This window comes from Xylanibacter brevis ATCC 19188, assembly GCF_000621725.1.
Lineage (GTDB): Bacteria > Bacteroidota > Bacteroidia > Bacteroidales > Bacteroidaceae > Prevotella > Prevotella brevis.
In genome coordinates this window covers 19,884-42,092 of record NZ_JHXM01000021.1, presented here as the reverse complement: position 1 = coordinate 42,092, position 22,209 = coordinate 19,884, and the positions used below count along the sequence as shown (strand labels likewise).

18 protein-coding genes and 1 pseudogene are annotated in these 22,209 nt (G+C 45.4%); 6 read left to right on the top strand and 13 right to left on the bottom strand.

The window, feature by feature from the left end; translation table 11 throughout:
* Positions 1-8: 8 nt before the first annotated feature.
* Positions 9-3,149 (top strand): UvrD-helicase domain-containing protein, encoded by a 3,141-nt coding sequence (locus T433_RS0111190; protein ID WP_044109784.1) that lies wholly within the window; start codon positions 9-11, stop codon positions 3,147-3,149.
* On the top strand, positions 3,146-5,890 hold the full coding sequence (locus tag T433_RS0111185; protein WP_027455861.1) for a PD-(D/E)XK nuclease family protein: 2,745 nt from the start codon (positions 3,146-3,148) through the stop codon (positions 5,888-5,890). The genes T433_RS0111190 and T433_RS0111185 overlap by 4 nt, the downstream gene beginning before the upstream one ends.
* Here T433_RS0111185 and T433_RS0111180 read toward each other — a convergent pair.
* Both T433_RS0111180 and mtaB read right to left on the bottom strand, forming a co-directional pair.
* Complete coding sequence (locus T433_RS0111180; RefSeq protein WP_027449655.1) at positions 5,866-6,897, bottom strand: glycosyltransferase family 2 protein; 1,032 nt, start codon at positions 6,895-6,897, stop codon at positions 5,866-5,868. The genes T433_RS0111185 and T433_RS0111180 overlap by 25 nt on opposite strands.
* A 7-nt stretch (positions 6,898-6,904) precedes the next feature.
* A complete protein-coding gene (mtaB, locus tag T433_RS0111175) occupies positions 6,905-8,254 on the bottom strand; it encodes a tRNA (N(6)-L-threonylcarbamoyladenosine(37)-C(2))-methylthiotransferase MtaB (protein WP_027449654.1) in 1,350 nt (449 codons plus the stop codon).
* 277 nt (positions 8,255-8,531) lie between these two features.
* Between mtaB and T433_RS0111170 the strand changes: the two genes are divergently transcribed.
* Positions 8,532-8,798, top strand: a complete 267-nt coding sequence (locus tag T433_RS0111170; RefSeq protein WP_027449653.1) for a hypothetical protein — start codon at positions 8,532-8,534, stop codon at positions 8,796-8,798.
* Positions 8,799-8,933: 135 nt separating this feature from the next.
* Here the strand turns inward: T433_RS0111170 and T433_RS0111165 are convergent, their stop codons facing one another.
* The 8 genes and pseudogenes from T433_RS0111165 to T433_RS0111135 all read right to left on the bottom strand — a co-directional run bounded on the left by T433_RS0111165 (position 8,934) and on the right by T433_RS0111135 (position 16,922).
* Positions 8,934-10,328: an RICIN domain-containing protein gene (locus T433_RS0111165; RefSeq protein ID WP_282706169.1), complete on the bottom strand. Its 1,395-nt coding sequence runs from the start codon at positions 10,326-10,328 to the stop codon at positions 8,934-8,936.
* 99 nt (positions 10,329-10,427) lie between these two features.
* A pseudogene (locus tag T433_RS16935) lies at positions 10,428-10,550 on the bottom strand (C10 family peptidase); the annotation flags it as partial.
* Positions 10,535-10,840 carry a C10 family peptidase gene (locus tag T433_RS17055; RefSeq protein WP_428837377.1) on the bottom strand — a complete coding sequence of 102 codons (306 nt, stop codon included), beginning with the start codon at positions 10,838-10,840 and terminating at the stop codon, positions 10,535-10,537. The gene T433_RS17055 and the pseudogene T433_RS16935, both read right to left, overlap by 16 nt.
* A 224-nt stretch (positions 10,841-11,064) precedes the next feature.
* Complete coding sequence (gene rplI / locus T433_RS0111160) at positions 11,065-11,628, bottom strand: 50S ribosomal protein L9 (protein ID WP_027455859.1); 564 nt, start codon at positions 11,626-11,628, stop codon at positions 11,065-11,067.
* An 18-nt stretch (positions 11,629-11,646) separates the two neighbouring features.
* Positions 11,647-11,913: a 30S ribosomal protein S18 gene (rpsR, locus tag T433_RS0111155; RefSeq protein ID WP_027455858.1), complete on the bottom strand. Its 267-nt coding sequence runs from the start codon at positions 11,911-11,913 to the stop codon at positions 11,647-11,649.
* 3 nt (positions 11,914-11,916) lie between these two features.
* The gene (gene rpsF / locus T433_RS0111150) at positions 11,917-12,264 is read right to left on the bottom strand and encodes a 30S ribosomal protein S6 (RefSeq protein WP_027449649.1); all 348 of its coding nucleotides are present in this window, start codon (positions 12,262-12,264) and stop codon (positions 11,917-11,919) included.
* 358 nt (positions 12,265-12,622) lie between these two features.
* Positions 12,623-15,199 (bottom strand): alpha-glucan family phosphorylase, encoded by a 2,577-nt coding sequence (glgP, locus tag T433_RS0111140; RefSeq protein WP_027455857.1) that lies wholly within the window; start codon positions 15,197-15,199, stop codon positions 12,623-12,625.
* Between the two features lie 25 nt (positions 15,200-15,224).
* Entirely contained in the window at positions 15,225-16,922 is a 1,698-nt protein-coding gene (locus T433_RS0111135; RefSeq protein ID WP_027455856.1) for a glycosyltransferase, read from the bottom strand.
* A gap of 136 nt (positions 16,923-17,058) precedes the next feature.
* On the opposite strand from T433_RS0111135, the gene T433_RS0111130 reads away from it, so the two are divergent.
* On the top strand, positions 17,059-17,487 hold the full coding sequence (locus tag T433_RS0111130; RefSeq protein ID WP_027455855.1) for a hypothetical protein: 429 nt from the start codon (positions 17,059-17,061) through the stop codon (positions 17,485-17,487).
* Positions 17,488-17,492: 5 nt separating this feature from the next.
* Positions 17,493-18,296, top strand: a complete 804-nt coding sequence (locus tag T433_RS0111125; RefSeq protein ID WP_027455854.1) for an EFR1 family ferrodoxin — start codon at positions 17,493-17,495, stop codon at positions 18,294-18,296.
* Here the strand turns inward: T433_RS0111125 and T433_RS0111120 are convergent.
* The 3 genes from T433_RS0111120 to T433_RS0111110 all read right to left on the bottom strand — a co-directional run bounded on the left by T433_RS0111120 (position 18,280) and on the right by T433_RS0111110 (position 21,269).
* Positions 18,280-19,110 (bottom strand): N-acetylmuramoyl-L-alanine amidase-like domain-containing protein, encoded by an 831-nt coding sequence (locus tag T433_RS0111120; protein ID WP_052357094.1) that lies wholly within the window; start codon positions 19,108-19,110, stop codon positions 18,280-18,282. The genes T433_RS0111125 and T433_RS0111120 overlap by 17 nt on opposite strands.
* A complete protein-coding gene (locus T433_RS0111115) occupies positions 19,110-20,096 on the bottom strand; it encodes a DUF4421 domain-containing protein (protein ID WP_248616519.1) in 987 nt (328 codons plus the stop codon). Before T433_RS0111115 ends, T433_RS0111120 begins: the two co-directional genes overlap by 1 nt.
* Positions 20,097-20,285: 189 nt before the next feature.
* Positions 20,286-21,269 carry a Gfo/Idh/MocA family protein gene (locus T433_RS0111110; RefSeq protein ID WP_027449642.1) on the bottom strand — a complete coding sequence of 328 codons (984 nt, stop codon included), beginning with the start codon at positions 21,267-21,269 and terminating at the stop codon, positions 20,286-20,288.
* Positions 21,270-21,357: 88 nt separating this feature from the next.
* Here T433_RS0111110 and T433_RS0111105 point away from each other — a divergent pair, with 88 nt between their 5' ends.
* Complete coding sequence (locus T433_RS0111105; protein ID WP_027455851.1) at positions 21,358-22,200, top strand: hypothetical protein; 843 nt, start codon at positions 21,358-21,360, stop codon at positions 22,198-22,200.
* The last annotated feature ends 9 nt before the right edge of the window (positions 22,201-22,209 follow it).

The window sequence follows — 22,209 nt, the reverse complement described above, 5'->3', positions numbered from 1 at the left end:
ATTATACAATGACAAAACCACTGACTATATACAAAGCAAGCGCCGGTAGTGGCAAGACATTTACGCTGGCCACAGAATATATCAAGCTATTAGTACGCGATCCTCAGGCTTACAGAAAGACGTTGGCTGTGACATTTACGAACAAAGCCACCGAGGAAATGAAGATGCGTATCCTTAGTCAGCTATATGGCATCTGGCGAGGACTTCCAGAATCGAAGCCCTATCTCGACAACGTCTGCGAGAAGTTGGATGCAAGCCCCGAATTCGTTGCTACTCAGGCAGGTAAAGCACTCAAGAACCTGCTGCACAACTACAGTTATTTCCGCGTAGAGACCATCGACTCTTTCTTTCAGAGTGTCCTTCGAAATCTGGCACGCGAACTGGATCTTACAGCCAACTTGCGCATCGAACTCAACGACTACCAGGTAGAGGAAATGGCTGTGGATCAGCTGATTGAGAATCTGACAGCTACCGACATGATGCTGCAATGGCTCTTGAAGTATATCATGGACAGCATCGAGGATAACCATTCCTGGAACGTGATTTCTCAGATTAAAAATTTCGGAAAGACCATCTTCAAAGACTTCTATAAGAAGAACAGCCAGAGTCTGAATGCCATAATCAGCGAGAAGGACTTCTATGAGAATTATACGTCTATCTTGAGAAACAAACGCAAAGAGGTGGTGGAACATATGCAGAACATAGCAGAGTCGTTCTTCGACACGATTGAGGCCGAAGGCGTTCAGCCAGAGGACTTTGCATACGCCAACCAAGGCGGTCTCCCTTCCTTCTTCAAAAAGTTAAGGGAAGGTGACCTTGACGGTGTGACCATCGGTACACGCATTATTGACGCCATAGGAAACCCAGAGAAATGGTGTAAGAAGACGAGCCCTAAGAAAGAGCTGATTTATCAGTTGGCCATTAGTGAACTGGGACAGATTGTCCGTTATGCCTACGACACCTTCCCCAAACAATACTGCATCTATAAATCGGCAGGACTGACACTGAGACACCTTAGCCAGCTGAGACTGCTGGACAGCATCGAAAAGAAAGTTCGCGAACTGAACACAGAAAGCAACCGATTCCTGCTGAGTGACACGCAGAAGATGCTGAACGACCTCATTGAGGGCAGCGACTCGCCTTTTATCTTCGAGAAGATTGGCTCACAGCTGGAGCATATCATGATAGACGAGTTTCAGGACACCTCTACCGTTCAGTGGCAGAATTTCAAGGTACTGCTGGAAGAGGCTATGAGTCATGCCGACTCCGAGAACTTGATTGTGGGCGACGTAAAACAGAGCATCTACCGCTGGCGCAGCGGTGACTGGCGCCTGCTGGCTGGCATCAAAAACGAGTTTACCAATGCCGACCAGCGCCTGCAGATAAAAACACTCAGCACCAACTATCGCTCGTCGGCCAACGTTATCAGTTTCAACAATGCTTTCTTTGCAGAGGCAGCAAAAACTGAGGAAGTGGAAGCCTACGACGACATCCATCAGGATGCGCGCAAAGGTCAACAGCCGAATGGATTGGTATCTATCAATCTGCTGCCTCAGAAAGACTATCAGCAGTGTGTGCTCGAAGCCTTGACCCAGCAAGTAGAAGACCTGTTTCAGCAAGGAGCCAAAGCTACTGACATCGCGATATTGGTGCGCACCAACTCGCTGATCCCGCTGATTGCCAACTATTTCATGGACAATATGCCCAGCACGAAGATTGTCAGCGACGAGGCGTTCCGACTCGAGGCTTCGCCTGCCGTAAGAGCTATTATTGAAGCGCTACGCGTGCTGAATCATCCTGAAGACGACATTGCTCGGGCTTATCTGCTGAAGGTATGCTACCCCGACGACGCCATCCACACCAGCCTACGCGACAAAGCACTCCCCGCAGCTTTTACCGATCACATGGACACCCTGAAGCGCATGCCGCTCTACGAACTCACAGAACAGCTGTATGCCATCTTCCAGTTGGAAAACATGAACGGACAGAGTGCTTATCTTTGCGCCTTCTTCGACCAGGTGGCCAACTTCGTAGGCGACAACACGTCGGACATCAACTCTTTCCTGAAAGAATGGGACGACAGTATCTGCGGCAAAACCATACAAAGCCCTGAGATTGATGGCATCAGATTGATATCTATCCACAAGTCAAAAGGATTGGAATTTGCGCATGTACTCATTCCCTTCTGCGACTGGCGACTGGAACAGAAAGACGTGCTATGGTGCCACCCCGAAGAGGAACCCTTCAATATGCTGCCGATTGTGCCCATTGATTTCAGCAAGAGCGGTATGGAGAACACCATATACTACAAAGACTACGAAGAAGAACACGGCCAGAACGTTGTGGACAACCTCAACTTGCTATATGTAGCTTTCACGCGTGCGGCCCATAATCTCTTCGTATGGGGAAAACGAAAAAGTTCCGCCTCGCGTTCGGCACTGATAGAATCGGTGCTGCCCGAGATTGCCCCTCAGCTTGATGGCGCTACCATCGATGGCGAGCAGGATGCTGAAGCACCACTCACCCTCACCTATGGACATATCAGCATGCCTGGCGAAGAGAAAAAGAAAACTGGCGCCAATCCCTTCCTGGCCCCTGCGGAGCCGGTTGATGTGAGTATTCATATATATGAAAAGAAGGTCAACTTCCGTCAAAGTAACAACAGTAAGATGTTTGTTACCGCTACCGATGAGGAGACGCAGCAGCAAAACAACTATATACAGCTGGGTAATGTACTCCACAATGTGTTCTCGACAATCAAGACCACCGAGGATGTTGATGCGGCATTAAAACAGATGGAACTGGACGGTATCATTTACGACAAGCAACTCACCAAGGAGCACGTGGAAGACATGATTCGAAAGCGATTGACGGATCCCCGCGTTATGACGTGGTTCGACCCGAAGGCCCGATGGACGCTCTATAATGAATGCACCATCCTGTTGCCCGACGGACAGGAGAAACGTCCCGATCGAGTCATGACCAACGGTAATGAGACCATCGTTGTTGACTTTAAGTTCGGACACGAACGCGATGAATACTTCGACCAGGTTCGAGAGTACATGCACTTACTACAACAAATGAACATGCCGGGTGTGAAAGGCTATCTGTGGTTTGTATATTCAAATAAAATCATTGAAGTGAAATGAAAACATTCCTAGAATACGTAGCAGAGGATATCCTCAAGAAATATGGTAACGACTTGTCGCGCATCGCAGTGGTGTTCCCCAACAAGCGTGCCTCTCTTTTCCTTAACGCCCACTTGGCTCGCCTATCCGAAAAGCCTATATGGAGCCCAGCATACGTCACCATCAGTGATCTGTTTCGCCAGTATAGTGACAAGAAGGTGGCTGACCCCATCAAACTGATATGCGATTTGCACCGGTCGTTCATCGAGCAAACAGGTTTCGACGAGACTTTGGACCACTTTTACAGTTGGGGACAGTTGCTTCTGGCCGATTTCGACGATATCGACAAGAATATGGCGGATGCCAATAAGGTATTTGCCAACCTGCGTGACCTTCATGAACTGGACGACGAGAGTTATCTTTCCGACGAACAAAAGGAAATCATACGCAAGTTCTTCAGCAACTTCTCTGACGATCACAACTCGCAGCTGAAAGAACGCTTTCTGAAACTCTGGTCACACATCAGCGATATCTATCATGCTTTTAATGATCGACTGACCTCGCAACAGTTGGCCTACGAGGGAGCGCTCTATCGCGAAGTGGCTGTCAAAGAGAACATCAATCTTGAGTACGACCAGTATCTGTTTGTGGGATTTAATCTGCTTCAACAGGTAGAACAAAAGCTGTTTACCACCATTTCCAAGCAGGGGAAGGCTAAATTCTACTGGGACTTTGATGCCTATTACATCAAAGACCACGAAGCCGGCCACTATATCAACCAATATCTGAAGATTTTTCCTAACGAGTTAGAGAACAACAGCGACATCATTCAGCAGTTTAAGCAGCATAAAGATATCACTTTTATATCTGCTCCCACCGAGAATATTCAGACGCGCTACGCCAGCAGTTGGCTCAACCAGGCACGTATTGCCGATGGCAGGAAGACTGCCATTGTACTTTGCGACGAAAAGCTGCTGCAAAGCCTGTTGCATTGTTTGCCCGACGAGGTTGACAAGGTCAACATCACAACGGGTTTCCCACTATCTCAATCGCCCGTATCGTCACTCTGCGCCCTGCTTTTCGATTTGCAGACGGTGGGTTACAATCATAAAACACTCAAGTTTCGTCCGCGCTACCTCACCCTCTTCAAGAACCATCCTTACGCAGACTTCATTCCAGAGGAGAAGATGAAGCGCATTGATGGCGAGCAGTTCAACCACGAACTGTTAGAATGGATGATTGACATTCTGCGTGACCTTGCACCACATGCCGGCGAAGACGAGATGATGCAGGAAGCAATTTTCCGCATGTACACACTTCTGAATCGACTTTTAGCACTCGTGGATAGTGGTGACCTGGTGGTAGATCATTCCACCTTGCGGCGCCTGCTGACCCAACTGATACAATCCACGTCGATACCTTTCCATGGTGAACCAGCCGAAGGTATTCAGCTAATGGGTGTGCTTGAAACGCGTAACCTCGACTTCAGCCACATCCTGCTGCTGTCGTGCAATGAGGGCAATATGCCGAAGGGCGTCGGAGACACGTCGTTCATTCCTTATAGTTTAAGAAAAGCCTATGGACTGACCACCATCGACCATAAGGTAGCCATCTTCTCTTACTATTTCCACCGCTTGTTGCAGCGGGCAGACGATATCACTATCTGCTACAACAATGCTACTACCGATGGGCATACCGGCGAGATGTCGCGTTTCATGTTGCAACTAATGGCAGAATGTCCGCATCCTATTCGTTTCCAGACGTTGCAGGCAGGACAGTCCTTTACACCTTTTGCGCCTCAAGCAATCAGCAAGACACCACAGGTGATGGAAAAACTAAACGAGCTATTCTCCATCGAGAAACACCCTGGGACACAAAAGCCACTGCTGACACCTACTGCCATCAATCGCTATCTGCGCTGCCAACTGCAGTTCTACTACAATTACATCTGTCAGTTGCGCGAACTCGACGAACTCGATGATGAGGAAAACATTGACAACCGCCTCTTTGGCGACATCTTCCACGAGGCAGCACAAATCATCTACGAGCGGATAACAGGGAAAAAGAATAATCAGGTCATCACAGCAGATGTGCTCAGTCAGATCTTGAAATCAAAAATAGGTATCGAAACTGCCGTTGACGAAGCCTTCAACAAGGTGCTTCAACTAAGCAAGGGCTATGAGCTCAACGGACTTCAACTCATTAACCGTGAGGTTATAATACACTATCTACGAACACTACTAGAGATTGATCGTAGAAAAAAGGAGTTTACGATTCTAGGTCTAGAAACCGATGTATGGACGCCACTTACAACACCACACATCTCTACCATCATTGGTGGTAGAATAGACCGTCTTGACATGATAGATGGTCAGATACGTGTTGTTGACTACAAAACAGGTAGTCATAACTTGAATCAACTCCCCGATGTTGACGCCATATTTTCTGATGCTAACATTGCCAAGCATAGCGACTACTACCTGCAGACTTTTCTGTATGCTAGCATCGTCAGTCAAAGTAATCCCACGCATCAAGTAGCACCGGCATTGCTGTTTATTCAGCGTACAGGCGAAAAGGATTACAATCCTATTCTGAAATTTGGAAAGGAACCTATCAATGACTTGGCACCTTACAAGGCCGACTTCGATAAGCGATTAAGCGAAACGGTGGACGAGATCTTCAACCCAGCCATCAGTTTCAATCCCACCACCGAACAAGAACGCTGTGCCTATTGCCCTTACAAGAAGCTGTGTAGCGTATGAGGCAAGTCACTAAACACCTTCTTGCCTCGCACATAATACTCCATTAATAGTGAGAACCGACTCAGTTCGGCTGCCGACTGACGCGATTGTTGAATACGTCTTCTGTCATCATCAAACTGATTGCGCCAGGCTTTAAAGTCTTTGCGTGCACGGCAAACGGCATCGAAGTCCTCTTTGTTGCGGTCTATCAACAGCATCTTCAGTGCTGCCACATAATCCAAAACGCAGCGAATTAGCATCACACGCTTCAAGCGGTTTTCAGGCAGACACTTATAGAGCATCGTCAGGTTATTGCGGAAGTTAAGGTATGTCTTCATAGGGTTGGCCTTTGGCAGAGTGCCACCACCTACGTGAAAGACCCAACTTTCGGGGACACAACAGATTTTGCGGCCCATAATGCGAAGTCGCCAGCAAAGGTCTATCTCCTCGCTATGCGCAAAGAAACGGCCATCCAGTCCTCCTACCTTATTATAATCACACGCGCGTATGAGAAGAGCTGCACCTGTGGCCCAATGTATCTCAACAGTACTGTCATATTGACCGCAATCGGTCTCAACCGCATCAAACACACGGCCACGGCAATAGGGGTAGCCATAAGCATCGATAAATCCACCGCATGCGCCAGCATACTCGAAACTGTCGCGTGCATGGACCGACAATAGCTTGGGCTGACATGCTGCTACATCCTCATGTCTGTCCATGAAGGTCACCATGGGTTCCAGCCAATTTGGCGTCACCTCTATATCACTGTTCAACAACAGATAATATTCGGCATCAATCTGAGCCAGGGCCTTGTTGTAACCATCTGCAAATCCCCAGTTCTTGTCCAACTGTATGAGGCGGCACTCAGCAAACTGATTCTTGAGTAATGCCACACTATCATCACTAGAGTGATTATCGGCCACATAGACTGTAGCTCCTGCAGAATATTCCAGCACACGGGGCAAATACGTCTTCAGCATCTTTGCCCCGTTCCAGTTCAAAATAACAATGGCAACCTTATCCATAGTATTATTATGCATTGACCAGTCGGCACTTCAAGGCAGACTTATCGTGATTAAAACCTTCCAATACAACCTGCATCAGCTGGTTGTCGTATTCAGAACGTGATTCGTTCGCAGCCAATTCCACACGCACATAGTTGCGCGTAAAACCATGCATTACACGACCTCTTGTCGCTTTTTCAAAAAGCACTTCGGCCTGCAGACCAATATGAGCAGCATAAAAAGCCTCGGTCTTGCGATCTGATAATTCCAACAGTCGCTTGCTACGCAACTTCTTATCTTTGTCATTCACCTTGTAAGGTATGCTTAAGGCTGAAGTGCCAGGACGTTCAGAGTAAGGGAATACATGCAACTGCGTCACTGGCAGCTGCTCCAAGAAGGTGTAAGTCTCTTCAAAACATTCGGGCGTTTCGCCTCTGCAGCCCACCATTACATCTACACCGATGAAAGCATCAGGCATCACTTCTTTAATGCGATGTATTTTGTCCGCAAACAACTGTCGGTCGTAGTGACGGTGCATCAACTTCAGCACCGTATCGCTTCCGCTCTGCAATGGTATATGGAAGTGCGGCATAAAAGCGCGGCTCTCTCCACAATAGCTGATCAGTTCGTCAGAAAGCAGATCTGGCTCTAAGCTGCTGATGCGATAGCGGCTAATCTCCTCTACTTGGTCCAGAGCACTTACCAAATCAATAAAATGCTCACCTGTGGTCTTTCCAAAATCACCAATATTCACGCCTGTCAAAACAATCTCCTTGCCGCCTTCGGCAGCAGCTTGACGTACCTGTTCCACCAATGAGGCTATCGATGGATTGCGACTGAACCCGCGTGCATAAGGTATGGTACAATAGGTACAGAAATAGTCGCACCCATCTTGCACCTTCAGGAAATAGCGCGTACGATTACCACGAGAGCAACTTGGCGCAAATGTCTTGATGTCTTTTGTCTTTTCTATATAATAAGGTGCACCCTTTGTCGTGTTTCCCAGCTGTCCGGTCCAGGCATCAGAAAGGAACTGCACCAGCTGTGATTTCTCGTTCGAACCCAATACCAGATCAACACCCTCAATACGACTCACCTCCTCTGCTTCCAACTGAGCATAACAACCAGTCACCACCACAAAGGCATTAGGATGCTTACGCACTAATCTATGGATGGCTTGCCGACATTTTCTGTCGGCAACCTCCGTGACAGAGCAAGTATTAATCAAACATATATCAGCTGTTTCTTCTTTTCCCACTGGCGTTACACCTAAATCCTGAAGCATTTTTCCAAAAGTGGAAGTCTCTGAGAAATTCAATTTGCATCCCAGTGTATAATAGGCTGCTGTCTTACCTTGAAAAGCAGAAGTATCAATCATACGAAAAAATATATTCTATCTCATTTTTTTTATTTAAATGCAAAGGTACTAAAAATTATCGAAAATGCGATGTTTTTCAGTGTTATTAGTATTAAGTGTCAAAATATACGTTTTTTAACATTTCGTAATTAATTGTTTTTCAGCGCTTTGCAAAAAAGTTACAGAAACACCCTAAAAAAAATCAAAAAAAAAGCAACGTCGTATTGAAAAAATGTATACCTTTGCATCGTTTTAATAAACAAATGATTGTTTTACAGATTTAAAAAGCAAAAAAGAAATGAAAAAGATCGCATTTATGTTCGTTGCTGCTGCTCTCGTTGCAGCTTGTGGTGAGACCAAGAAGCCCGCTGAGGAAGTAGAGGCTGTAGTTGAGGAAGTTGTTGCTACTGCTGAGGATTCAGCTGCTGCTGAGGCTCTCGTTGCTGACGCTGACTCACTGGTGAAGGACTCTCTGTTCCAGGTTGCTCTTGACTCTATCGTTGCTGCTAAGGCTGCTCCCGTTGAGGAGGCTGCTGAGGCTCCCGCTGAAGAGGTTGCTGAGTAATTCAACGAACCTAAAGAGTAGAAAAACAGGTCATTGGAATTTTCCAGTGACCTGTTATTATTTTATAGTTATAGAAACAATTGAATACAACGAAATAAAAGTAGAGAAGAACACAAGGTTCTCCTCTACTTTTATTTATTTTCCAATTATCACCTTTTTTCGATTGACCACGTACACACCCTTACGCAATCCTTCCAGATTTTTAGCAGAGTGCTTCACGAGCTTACCATCCACAGTGAAGATGTCGAAAGATTTCTCAGCCGTACTTACTTCAGGGGTGAGATTAGCTATACTAAAAACCGGAGCATTGGCAACTGTAAGCTGTCCTTGAGCAACCAATCCGTAATACTCAAGTTCTGCAATCTGAAAAACCGTGGATTGCAAATCTCGGCGTGCAGTGACCACCAAACGATAGTGGGCATATTCACGCGAGGGATTGATACCATAGCTTTTTTTCTGGAAACGCGCCGTGAACATTTCATTACTCCGTTCATCGATGGTTTCCCAAGTAATGCCATCCACAGAACCCTCAAGTCGCCCAGACTTTGGGTCACGACTCTCAAAGTCGTTGGCCGATGTAATTGTGTAGCTGGTCAGTCGCGCACTACGTGTGGCGTGGAATATTATCGACACCTCATCTGCAGAACCGATAAAGGCACAATACTTTGTATTCGAATTGTTATCAAACAACTTTGTGGCCGATTCGTTTGCATTTACAGCCGTGTGCGACACTTCGCACGAACCGCCGAGGTCAGTCAGATCTGCCGTAGTGTAAGCAACAGCCAACTGCCACCATGAGCAGGCTTGGTTGTGGTTGTCCCAAATCTGCACATGCGCACCCGATGTAATGCTGGCATTTGGCATCTCAATCACTCGTCCGCAATTACGTGCCACCAGTTGATACCAACCATTGCCCTTGTCCACGACGATGAACTGCTGATGTGCCCCATTCAAGTAGTCGTAGAGAATAACCTGAGTACCGTTAGACGTTCCGCGGTTGATGATGTCCAATCCACGGTTTGCAGTAGCTGCGCTTTGAATAGTGTAAACGCCCGCTTCTACCTCATTGAAACGCCACTGCTGGTAGAGTTCAGAACCTTCGTCATCCCATTGTACAATAGCTGTTCCGTTGTTGGTGCTATTGCCGTCCAGATCCATAAACTTACCACTATGGCAGTTTTTTAGTTTGTGAATGCCGCCAAGACCGCTCACACCATTAGGCTCAATCCTAATCGAGCTGGCACGGTCATTCCAATCACTGCCAATCCAATTACAATCAGCGGTTATCGTCTTACTATCACCGGTGAAAGATGAGCTATCGAACACGGTAACCTTAAATCCGTCTGTAACCTTCAGCGATGTGATATCGTTATTTCGGATACCACGTGCTTCCAATTGCGACTGTGTATATGTACCCTCGTTTAGCTGAACTGCATAACCACCATAGTTGATGTCCTGATAAAAGGTTGCTACAGGTTCGCTGCCAGAGTTGGTGCCACCACCAATACCGTCTGGTCGTCGCACATTCATCACGGCACCTTCGTGCCAGTAGTAGCCATTGCCACCAGGCGCTGCACCCATGCCACTATGATCGTCGGGGTTCAGTACGTCGAGACTAAAGTAGCCGTCGCACCATACACCCCAACCCCAGTTGATGTGGAAACAACCATCATCACGATAGCCATCGCAGACAAATGCATGTCCACCGCCCCAGTTTACATCTGAATAGCCCTCTATCAACACGGGGCGTCCATAGTAGAGTTCTGATCAGAATAGCCTGGCACCGATGTCGTAGCTCCCTCTGGCCAACGATAGTAATACATTACCTGGGCAAAGGCGGTTGCAGTACACCCAGTGTAGCAACGCTGCCCGTCACGAAAAGGACAGTTGTCCCAATACGGTGTACCCCGATTCCAAGTGCTCGACAACAGAGGCGGGATAACCACTGTAGCCGCTGCAGCTCGTGCAGTTTTAGATTTTTGATAACTGTGCGTTGTGGTGACATCTTTTTCTCCAAGCGATGTGATGCAATCGGCAACCATTTGTAACCACGACTTCATGTTTTCAGGCAATAAGCCTTCTTCATAGTAGCCCTCCTCTGTGTATCCGATTTCACACACTGTTCGGATAGTAGTAAAATCACAGTAATAATACTGCATCATGAATACGAAGTAGTTATTCAAATTGTGTATAAAAATAAATCCCGACCATCAAATGATGATCGGGATTCCCGTTATAATATCAATGATATTGCTTTACAGCGGATTTACTCAGCAGCGGGTTCCTCTACCTCTTCGGCAGCAGTAGCCTCTTCTGTAGCAACCTCCTCAGCTACAGCTGGCTTGGTAGCAGCCTTCATGGCCTCTTTCTCTGCCTTCAACTCCTCAGCATTCTCAGCTACCACAATAACAGGTACCTCAACGATAACCTCCTTGTGGAAGTGTACAAGAGCAACGTACTCACCAACCTTCTTGATATCACGCATGGTGATAATCTTGCGGTCGATGTCGTGACCCAACTTCTGCAGCTCGTCGGCTACCATGTTGGCAGTCACTGAACCATAGAGCTGACCGGTAGCACTTACCTTAGCAGCAATAGTCAGTGTAACATCCTTAATGGCATTGCCACGCTCCTCGGCAGCAGCCTTCTGGGCAGCAATTTTGTGAGCCTGCTGCTTCAGGTTCTCTGCCAAAATCTTCTTAGCAGAAGGAGAAGCAATAACACCCTTTCCCTGGGGGATGAGGTAGTTACGTCCATAGCCAGACTTTACATTTACGATATCGTTCTTAAATCCCAGACCGATAATATCTTCTTTCAGTATAATTTCCATTCTTGCGTCCTCCTTTGTTTATTTCATCAAATCGGTTACGTAAGGCAGCAGTGCAATCTGACGTGCACGCTTAACGGCCTGAGCCACACGACGCTGATACTTCAGTGAAGTATCGGTGATGCGACGGGGCAGAATCTTACCCTGCTCGTTCAAGAACTTCTTCAGGAACTCGGGATCTTTGTAGTCGATATACTTGATACCGCTCTTCTTGAAACGGCAATACTTCTTCTTCTTGGTGTCAATAGAAGGAGCAGTCAAATAACGAATTTCACTCTGTTCTGCCATAGTTTAAGCCTCCTCTGATTTAGTTGCATACTTCTTACGACGCTTCTCTGCATACTCAACAGCATACTTCTCAAGCTTCACTGTTTGGAAACGGATTACCTTCTCGTCTCGACGATAGGCAGTCTCAAGCGTCTTAATAACTGCTGGTTCAGCCTTGAACTCGATGAGGAAATAGAATCCTGAGTTCTTCTTCTCAATCTGATAAGCCAGCTTCTTCAAACCCCAAGCCTCTTCGCTCACGATCTCTGCACCATTATCTGCGAGGATCTTCTTGAACTTAGCGACCGTTTCCTTTGTCTGATCGTCAGACAAAACGGGAGTTAAAATGAAAACGGTTTCGTACTGATTCATAATACGTTTTTAATTGTTTATAAATGTTATTTTTGCAAATTGCGGTGCAAAGGTACACTTTTTTTTCTAATTACATGTCTTTAATAGTAATTATTTTGTAATTTTGCACTGATTTTTAACGATTTATAATGAATAAGCTTAGAAAAAACGCCGGAATAGCGCTGATTTTTGTAGGAATAGTACTGATGGTGGTTCTTCAAATAACACGCCTAACTTTCCTCAATTGGCTGCTATTAATCCCCCTTGTAATGATTGTAAGTGGTGTCGTCTGGCATGTTTGGCAAGAGAAAAAGGCCTTCCAATAGTTTCCTTGGAAGGCCTTTTTTATGTTTTAATATTATATCCTCAAGAATCTAATTTATCTCACATTCTGAGGCAATTCGAGCCACTTCACATAACAGAAGTCCTGACGGTGAGGCAAATTGTTATTCTTTGGGTACATACGCACAGCACTCTTGTATTCACCAGCCTGCTGGGGGGCCAGCGTAGCTTCGAAAATAAAGTTATTGCCCTCACGGCGCACCATCTTCAGTGGTTCGATAGAATAGACATGCTCTTCGCCATCCTTGTCAGTATAGACGTTGACCTTCTCTAGTGCCACAGCATCATCGAGTCCCTGTTCGTCGATGACATAACGGAGGGTGTACTTCTGTCCAGTTTCCAAACCGGTTGAAGGTATATCCCACTCCACGGATACGGCATTGATGCTGTCCCAACGCTCAGCTACTGTTTCCTTCCAGAGCGCGATTTCCTTGGCCAATTGATTATTATTTTTAGAAATCTGCTTGAAGCGCAGTGCCTCTTTCACGTAGAACTTGTCATAGTAGTCGTCGAGCTGACGCTTCATGGTGTAGTGAGGCGCGATCTGTGCGATAGAGTTCTTAACCACCTTGATCCAGCCCTTAGATATGCCTTTCTTGTCCTTAGCGTAGTAGAGAGGTATAATCTCATTCTCGAGCAGCGAATAGATGGTTGCTGCATCGAGCTGGTCCTGATAGCCCTGATTCTGATAGGTACGTTTCTCTGTGAGAGCCCATCCTGCACCTTCGCGATAACCTTCAAGCCACCAGCCGTCTTTGACACTGAGGTTAACTACACCGTTCATTTCAGCTTTCTCGCCCGATGTACCACTGGCTTCGAGTGGACGTGTTGGTGTGTTCATCCAGATATCTACGCCAGAAACGAGGCGGCGTGCCAACAAGAAGTCGTAGTCCTCAAGGAATATAATCTTACCTAAGAACTCGGGGCGCTGTGAAATCTCATAGATTCGCTTGATAAGTCCCTGACCGGCACCATCAGCGGGGTGTGCCTTACCTGCAAAGAGGAACTGCACGGGGTGCTCAGGATCGTTGACAATCTTTGACAGGCGATCCAGATCGGTAAAGAGCAAGTGAGCACGCTTGTAGGTGGCGAAGCGACGGCAGAAACCGATAATCAGTGCATTTGGATTGATACGATCCAAAAGGCTCAGTACGCGCGAAGGATCGCCCTGATTACGCAACCAGGTGTCGCTGAACTGTTCTTTGATATAATCTACCAGCTTGTTCTTCAGCGCCATACGTGTAGCCCAGATTTCTTCGTCGGGCACATTGTAGATAGCCTCCCAAATACTCTGGTTTGACTGATCGCTCATGAAGTTAGCATCGAAATACTTCGCATAAAGCTTGCGCCACTCTGTTGCCGCCCATGTTGGGAAATGCACACCGTTAGTCACGTAGCCCACGTGATTCTCTTCGGGATAATAACCCTTCCAAATGTCGGCAAACATCTGCTGCGATACCCATCCGTGCAACTTTGATACACCGTTGACCTCCTGACATGTGTTGCAAGCGAAGGTTGACATACAGAACTTCTCGTTGTGGTCGTCGGGGTTGGTGCGACCCATACCGATGAACTCATCCCAAGAGATGCCCAACTTCTGGGGGTAGCCACCCATATACTTGCCAAAAAGACCCTCATCGAAATAGTCGTGACCAGCAGGTACAGGTGTATGAACAGTATAAAGACCACTGGCACGAACTAACTCCAGTGCCTGGTTGAAGGTCAGTCCACTCTCGATATAGTCACACAGACGCTGCAAGTTACAGAGTGCTGCGTGGCCTTCGTTACAATGGTAGATATCCTTAGTGATGCCCAGTTTCTTCAGCGTCAACACGCCACCAATACCTAGCAGAATCTCTTGCTTCAGACGGTTCTCCCAATCGCCACCATACAGAGAGTGAGTGATAGGACGATCGAACTCAGAGTTCAGTTCATTATCGGTGTCCAGCAGATAAAGCTTGATGCGTCCCACATTGACACGCCAGATGTAAGCATGAACAGTATAGTTCATATATGGCACATCGACAATCATTGGATTACCATTCTCGTCAAGTTGGCGTTCGATGGGCAGCGAAGAGAAGTTCTGTGCCTCATAGTTAGCAATCTGCTGTCCATCCATAGAGAGCGACTGCGTAAAGTAGCCAAAACGGTACAGGAAACCGATGGCACACATATCCACATTCGAGTCAGAAGCCTCTTTCAGATAGTCGCCTGCCAGCATTCCAAGACCACCAGAATAAATTTTGAGTGCAGAGTGCATTCCATACTCCATCGAGAAATATGCAACAGAAGGACGATTATTATCAGGCTCTACGTCAACATAAGCGCGATAGAGTTTGTAAACGTCCTTGATGCGCTTCATCAGCGCCTTGTCTTTCACAATTTCCTCCTTACGGGCAAAAGAAAGACGCTCAAGCAACATAACGGGATTATGCTTCACATCGTGGTAGAGCGCAGGATCGAGGTCGCGAAACAGGTCGCGTGCTTCAAAATTCCAAACCCACCACAAGTTATGAGCAATCTCGTCGAGGCATTTCAATTCCTCAGGAAGACGTGATTTTACGGTAAGTTCTTTCCATTGAGGAACATTTGTGTAGTCTGCTTTAATTTTCATTGTCTTGAAATTTTATGTTTGACAATTATTGATTATTATTCTTATTTTTCGAGATACGTGTTTCTGCCTTTCTCAGGGCTATGTCGTAGGCCACATTATAGTATTTGATAAAGTTGCTCCATAAGGCCTTCTTTGACAGTTTCACTGCATTACTACGACAGGCGTCAATCTCAGCTTGCGACATATTAGAGAAATCGGCCACAGTGTCTTTGATAATGTCGGCTACTTCCGAATAGTTATAATCCGTGCGATGTATCACCTTCACGCCGTCTTTCAACTCGCCATCATGACCAAAGGTTTTGTTGGCCCAAAGACCAAACCCAGCCAGATCAGTGGTGATACAGGGTACCTTGAAGGCGATGGCTTCGAGGGGTGTATAGCCCCAAGGCTCATAGTACGAGGGATAGATGCAGAGGTCATTTCCCAACATCACATCATAGTATGTAAGATTCATCACACCGTCGTGCCCATCCAAATAGCACGGCAGAAAGACAACCTTCACACTGTCTTCGCGACGATTATGCATATCGTAGTACTTCATCATGCTCAGCACATTGTCGTGGCCCATGTTGTGAAGCCAATGGGTAACTTGAGGCACCTCGAGGGCACTATCGTACTGCGCTTGTGGGTCAGCCAATCTTTCCTGCAAATCTTTGCGAGGCTCACCTACCCAACCGGGTACTTCGATAAAAGCCAGCACTTTCTTCTTCAAATCGCGGTCGCGCAACAGGCGGTTCATGGCTTCCACAAACACATCGATACCCTTGTTGCGAAACTCATAGCGACCACTCGTAGAAACAATGATGGTGTCGTCTGTCAATTGTTCGCCAAGCAGTGCATTGGCCACCTGCAACATGCGCTTGCGGGCTTCCTTGCGTTTCTTGTCGAAAGCAGTGGAACGAGGCACAAAGCGATTGTCAAAGCCATTAGGTAATACCACGTCAACAGGCTTATCAAGCAATTCCAGACATTCGTTGGCGGTAATATCACTCACGGTAGTAAAGCAGTCAACATGGTGTGCAGTCTGCTTTTCTATCGAATGTTTGCTCTGCATATTCAGCTCATAGGCCATCTGGTCGCCGTTATAGGCAAACAAATAGTCATACAAAGGCTTTTGGTTACCTGCAATTGAGCGTCCGATACTTGTAGCGTGAGTTGTAAAGATGGTGCCTATCTCTGGCACCTTATTATTAATATATAGAGCGCCAAGTCCGCACATCCATTCATTAGCATGATAGACTACATGACTCGTTGGGAACTGATCGCAGTGGTTTTGAAGATAATGATACATGCTCTCTACAACCAAAGCAGCTGCATAAGAGAACATAGAAGCTTCGTCATAGTCACCGTAAGCATGAAGAGAGTCTACTTGATAGTGTTCCCATAGCCAACCGTAGATTTCGTTTTTCTTTTCAAAATAAGGCGCAAAGTCTACCAATATTGCAATTGGCTCTCCGGGCACTGTCCATCGGCCCACTCTAACTGAAAGTCCCTGATCCTTAGCCAGCCATTGCCATTCAGCAAAAAGCTTCCTATCCTCAAGGAAATAAGGACTTTCCTTCTCTTTCCATACATCAGGACCTATAAAAATAATTCTATCCTGAATAGTCTTCTGCAAAGTATTTGCTCGTGTAGAAAGCACGGTATAAATACCGCCTACTTTATTACAAACTTCCCAGCTTGACTCGAAGATAAAATCTGGAGTTAACTGTTTCTTTGTCATCTTAAAAATTTATATACGTGGGCAAAGATATTAATTATTTTTAAATAAAACAATTATTTCCAAAAAAAAATTCAATAATTATTTAATTTATTGATTTAATTAAGTACTTTTGTCGTTGATTGAATACACAAGAAAAATGGCAAAAAAAACAATAATTAGCTTTGTACTACTGCTTTTGACAGGGTCTTTTGCATGGGCTAATGAGCCTCAAAAGCCTTTTAAAGGCTATCTATTTAATAGTGAGTATGATGTCTATATCCGCATGAACCTCTACGATCAAGACATCATTATCCCCGGACAGGAGCTTTTCGGGCAGCTGCCTGGTTATCTCTCCAAGAATGGCACAAGCTACTGCTGGCTATTTGTGACAGCAGACATATCTAATCCCAAGAGCGCACAATTGCAAGTGAGCAACGACTATGGCAGCGAGGACTTTACCGCCAAGTTGACTCAAGAAGACGACAGCACCTACGTGTTGCAGCATTTGGGCGGCAGTGTCCTGAAAGTGCCTAAAAATGGGAAATGGCAGAAACTACCTAATACACTGAAATTTAAAAAGAAATAAAGAAAATGATATTTTACTTCTCTGGTACAGGAAACACACGATGGGCAGCACAAAAATTGGCAGAGGCTACCGGTGAACGGCTTCTGTTTGTGCCCGACGAGCTAAAAGGTTCATGCAACTATCACCTTGACGACTCCGAACGTATCGGTTTCTGCTTTCCCGTTCACGGGTGGCAGCCTCCACATATCGTCAAGCAGTTCCTTCAGAAACTCACATTTAACACCCCGTCAAATAATATGAGCAAACATTATTGCTACGTGGTGGTAACCTGTGGAGACAGCGCTGGAGAAGCTATCAAGATGTTTAGCAACGAACTTATGGCAAAAGGCTTAAACATCAATTTTGCCATTTCACTAATTATGCCAGAGTCATATGTTTGCCTGCCATTCATGTACACCGACACGCCACAGCGGGAAGCTGAAAAGATTGCACAAGCTACTAAAGACCTCGATGCAGCTCTTGATATCATTCTCAATAAACAGAGTCATTTGTTCCTCATCAAGAAGGGACCTATTCCTTGGTTCTTCAGTCATGTGGTCGGTGCCTATTTTAATAAAAAAATGATTAGTGACAAGAAATTCTCTGTTGACGAGGATTTATGCATTCATTGTGGCAAATGCAGTAAGGTCTGTCCAACAGGTGACATCGTGATAACAAATGGGCTTCCTGAATGGAAACACGACAACAGTTGTACTAATTGTCTAAATTGCTATCATCATTGTCCAAAGCACGCCATCAACTATGGTCGGATTACTAAAAAACGCGGGCAATACTACTTTGGGCACAGGACTGCTACTTCAGGCGAATAAGTCGGAAGCCGCAGACCTGTTTTCTCTTGGTCAAATATTGACGAAGACTAGTAGGCTCAACCACCACCTTCTTATGGATAGACGATGCATCGAGGAAACAGAGCACTCCATTCTTCCATATAGCAAACCCTAGGTGGGCAATGTCCAACCCATTTTTGGTACTAACAGTAGCAATCACGTCGCCATCGTGCACGGTTTCACGCATCAGTTTATTATTGACCACATTGCGTGTAGGAATAAAACGACACTGTTTACCCGTTAGTTTTTGTTCTTGTTGCTTGATGACGTCGCTGAAGTCTGGATTCTCTCGCAGTGCACGATAAGAGCCCGGATGGGTTGACATCCAATGAACGCTCACCGTTTGTAGTTCAGAAAACAAGCTAGTCGGCTTCTGAATCTCAGTCACGTATCCCATAGACTCATTGTCAATAATCCAATCTGAGAAATAGTGCAAACGACTTGGATATGCATTAATCACACCTTTTCGATAGCGAAGTTGCATTAGCTGGTGTTTAAAATCAGAAAAGCATCTCTCCCCTCTTCTGCTACACATCGTCAGTGCCAGCACATTCTCGACAAAGGTCGTACAATCAACCTCTCGGGTGTTGACAACAAGTGTTTCCTCACGATTGATTTCCAATGTATGAGCCACATATGGACGTCCGATAAATTGCTTAGCAAACCACAAAACATCAGTATGTCCGCTAGCTAGCAAACGCTCTACAAAAATGCTATCCACTTCCTTATCGTTTGCCGCATTTATGCAGATAGGCATCAATGATAATACAATAAAAACCAAAAGTTTATTCATCATTACTTCTTGTATTTCTTCTTTAATCCAAAATTATAGCCAACATACAAATTCATCGAACCAAATATGTTGTTTGTTGCGAAACGAGGCTTACGATAGTTGTAAGAATTCAGAATAATATTCATTCCTGCAAACCAACGCATATTATTATAAACCAAACCAAAACGCCCCACGCCATCGACATTTACGTTCTTGAAGTCAAAACCATTATCACGACCTTCATTGTTGTCTGCCACAGAATATTTGTAGGCAAGAGCAGCCTGTAAACTAGCTGCCAAGAGCCAGGATTTTGCAAATACCCAGTTGTAGGCGTAACCACCAGACACTTTCATATCGTGATATCTCACATCATCAATCATCAGTCCTTCGTCGAGTTTAAACGTAGAAGAGCTCAATTTGTCATTGACAAGATTCTGCAAACTTTTATAATTAAGAGAGAGAGAATTCTGCGTATATCCTATGCCAGCCATCCATGAGCCACAACTTATCTTTTGAATGGTACTCTGGCTAAAAGCGGCCGGATAAGAGAAATGTCCATGATTGAATATATAATAGATATTAAATCCCGTAATGCCGGCTTTAACACCAGAAAAGGGCACATTTTCCAACGGTTTAGTGTCTAAACCACTTCCCAGCGACACATTGCGCAACTTATAGTTGTTTCCCGTACGTCGATAAAACAAGTCGATTCCAATCTGAGAACTATATATGCTGAGAGTAAACTCGTCTTTCAAGTTCTTTGCATTCACATCTTTCAGTTCAAACGTGTATCCCGCAAAAAACCACTTCCAGCCGAAATACGGACCTAACTTCATATTCATGTCGGGAGCAAACGTAAACTCCTGTAGGTTCTGTCCACGACTGCGAAGCATATACAGATCGTAGGTATGCGTGGCCTGCAGCATAGCGGTGAATACATAATGCTGCGGTTCAATATAGGCCGTATCTAATCGGTCAAAACCACGAATGATGCGTCGCAAGAGACTCATCTTACGAGGACGATTCTCTAGACCAGCAGAAGCATCAGAATCTATCGATACCGTAGAATTTAAATCAGATATTGAATTTAAATAGGATGTAGTGGAATCAGCACGAACATCACAATCCTGCCCCAGCGCAGCTGTGGAGAAACAGGAAATAAGCCCTAATGCCAAATATCTACAGAAATTCATCCCAACTTATATCTTACCTAATATACGATCCATTGCCCAATTGGTAGGTGTGGCCGACACACTGGTACACTGACAAACAGAAAGACCTTGAAGATGCTCTATCACGTTTTTAATGAGTGGATATTGCACATAGGGAGGATTCTCGACAGCAATCTGCTGGCGTCCCTCGCTAGTATGAAGTGTGATGGGTTCATAGCTAAATACAGAGAAACTGAGCGACCCTTGTTCGCCGATAACCAAGATGCGATCTTCTTTAGCTGATTCGTGTCCCACAAAACACCATGACCCGCTGCCGGGCAATCCGTTCTCAAACTTAAAAACAGCACTTACAGAGTCTTCTGCCGAATAAAGATTTCCTCTATTTGCACAAATGCCACGAGCCTCAAGAATGACGCCAAACATGTGTTGCAGTAAGTCGAGCTGATGTGGTGCCAAATCATAAAAATAGCCACCACCTGCAATATCTGGCTGAAGTCGCCATGGCAGGTTTTCCGGATGAGCGTAATCCAAATCGCGTGGAGGCACAGCAAAGCGTACCTGCACATTGATAATTTTTCCGATAATACCCTGATCGATAATATCTTTCACACGCTGAAAATATGGAAGATAACGTCTATAGAAAGCCACAAAACACGGAACGCCTGTTTGCTCGCTAATGCGATTAATACGAGCACAATCATCATAACTGGCTGCCAGTGGCTTTTCGATATAAACGGGCTTACCGGCTTTCATCGACATGATGGCAAAGGTTGCATGACTGGAAGGAGGTGTTGCCACATAGACGGCATTCACCTCGGGATCGTCAATCAGCTCTTGTGCATCGTCATACCATTTCTTGATGCCGTGTCGCTGTGCATAGGATTTTGCTTTATCAAGGCTGCGACTCATCACCGCCTCCACCTGTGAACCGGCAACCTCGCTAAATGCAGGACCGCTTTTTTTCTCGGTCACTTCACCACACCCAATAAATCCCCACTTTAATATCTTCATAAATTGTATTAATTTTCAAATTAAATCATGCAAAGTTACAAAAAAAGTCTGTACCTTTGCAATAAATAATGAAATAATTACAGATTTTATGATTGAAAATACTTCAACAGTAGTAAAATCACGCGGTCCTATAAAAGCGCTTAGGGACGGCAACAGACTTTATATGGACAATTTCACAAGACTGTTGAAAAGGTCTTGGACGACAACACTTATTTACGCAATCGTTGCAGGAATCTATACAACAGTATTGGCCAACAACACAGGATTCTTCGCACAATGTATCTTATCGCTGTTGCTTTTCATTATGATAACGGCTATGCTTTCGCAGGGGTTTGCCACCTTAAAAGAACATCAGGAAAATGGAGCCATATTGCCAGCTAAGCATTGGTATGGTACATTTCATTTAAAACTGTTTGTCAGAATCCTCAAATTCAACCTCAGCATGTTGTTGCCCTTTGTAGTTATCATCGCGCTGGCGGTCGGTATGTTTTACCTATCTACACCCATGGGGTTGATACCTGCTGTGATCATCGCCAGCATCACCGCATTCATTCTTTCGCTATTCACCCTGCCATTAATATATGGTGAGTATCAATACGTACTTAACAAGCAAACAAAACTATCAACAGCATATGGAAAGTCTTACACCAAGGGGCTTCACCATCTGCCCAGCATTTTAGGCACCTTCTTACTGTGTGTCATCTGCATCTTCATCATCACCCAGTTCTTGCAGTTGCCAAGAACAATTCTCATCGTTGCCAATATAATAGCGCGTAGAGATTTGGCGATGGGCGACGCTGTTGTCTTGCCCGGCTATATGATATGGCTCGAACCTATTTTATTCTCAATTTCGGGATTCATACAGGGCTATCTGTTTCTATTTATGGTATATCCATTTTATTATTTATATATCAGCATTAATAACAAATAATAGACTTAA